This window comes from Bacillus sp. FJAT-27001, assembly GCF_019039175.1.
In the GTDB taxonomy this organism is placed as follows: Bacteria; Bacillota; Bacilli; order Bacillales; family Bacillaceae; genus Bacillus; species Bacillus velezensis.
Genome location: NZ_JAHOAA010000014.1, coordinates 21,323 through 22,609, shown reverse-complemented (window position 1 = coordinate 22,609; position 1,287 = coordinate 21,323). Strand labels below are relative to the sequence as shown.

3 protein-coding genes are annotated in these 1,287 nt (G+C 47.2%); all 3 read right to left on the bottom strand.

Translation table 11 applies throughout. The annotated features are described in order from the left end of the window. Positions 1-257 (bottom strand): RusA family crossover junction endodeoxyribonuclease (locus tag BGM27_RS20135; protein WP_217031316.1); only part of this gene is annotated, 257 nt, incomplete at its 3' end. 94 nt (positions 258-351) lie between these two features. Then, a complete protein-coding gene (locus BGM27_RS20130) occupies positions 352-495 on the bottom strand; it encodes a hypothetical protein (protein WP_217031361.1) in 144 nt (47 codons plus the stop codon). Then, on the bottom strand, positions 492-1,287 hold a 796-nt coding region (locus tag BGM27_RS20125; RefSeq protein WP_254122946.1), incomplete at its 5' end, for an ATP-binding protein. The genes BGM27_RS20125 and BGM27_RS20130, both read right to left, overlap by 4 nt.

Sequence of the window (1,287 nt, the reverse complement as noted above, 5' to 3'; positions counted from 1 at the left end):
CCCTTTTCCGCATTTTCTCTTTTTGTCTTGGATTTAGAAATTTCTTTCGTCATTGGTCTGAATACTCTGACATCCATTGCCACAGGTCCCGTAATAACTTGTTTTGGCCGATACTGTGACGCCACCAGTGCAACATATTGTTTAAAATTCTTTGATTTCAAAGGATCACGCATTTTAACCTTGCCATTTATAACAGATCCCCTCGGCCTCCCCTGTGCAACAGGCTCGCCGTAAACTATAAACTGAATGGAATCCAACCGTCATTACCTCCCGTCAATTTGTTCCCAGTGCTGAATCTGCTTTTCCTTGTACGGCGCTGTGAGGATGATGGCCGGCAGCAGGATAACCGCTTTAAGCACTGTGCATCAGCTCCATTTGTTTGATTTTTTCCTCAAGCACCCGGATTGCCGGGGTAAGATCCTGGCCGGCCGTTTGCTCGGCGGGCCCGAACAGATACATTCCGTCGGTCGCTGTGAAATTCGCTTTGTCTGTCATTCCCAATCTCCTAACCTATGGTTTAATTGCATCCGGTCGCCCTTAATGATCACCGTGTAATCTCTGCACATTTGATGAATCCGGGAGCCCAGCGCCTCGTCGATATCCAAAATTTCGCCCGTATCAAGCTCGGAAGAGATTAGCAGAGGCTTATGATTCAGGTACCGATAGTTCACAACCGATTGAATTTGTTCCACTTGCCAATCCGTCGCCCGCGGCTCCCCCTTCACTGGCTTGAATAAGTCATCAATGAACAGGACATCGGCTTTCCGCATGGCGTCGAGCTTTGTTTCCAACTGGTCAAAGTCATTTCGCAGATCGCCCATTCCCTCAACGTACGGGAAATACATGCAGTAAATTGATTTTTTCTTAATCAGATTGTTCATGATCGCCGTTAACAGGTGCGTTTTTCCGCTGCCCGGCTGCCCGAGCAAAGCGATACTGTTTGAACGTTTTCCCATGATGTTGAGAAAATCCTTATAGTATTCCACTGCGCACTCATAAGCGTCCTTGATCATGTCCGGCTTGCCGTCTGTAATGAAATTACCAAATAAAAGCATTTCAAATTCCTCCGTAATGCCGCTGGCCTTCATAAGCCGCGCGATCTTTTTTCGTTTTACACACTCGCATTGCTTTGAAAATGTGGTTTTCCATTCCCGGGCCTTATCCGGCAAGCATACTTTCCCCGCAAGATAATCCTCTTCTCTTACCATTTGATCGGGGGCCAGGCTTTCCATTGTCTTATGCTCTTTTCTCAGCTGACGCTCTGTGTCTTGGTGAATCCGGTAAACG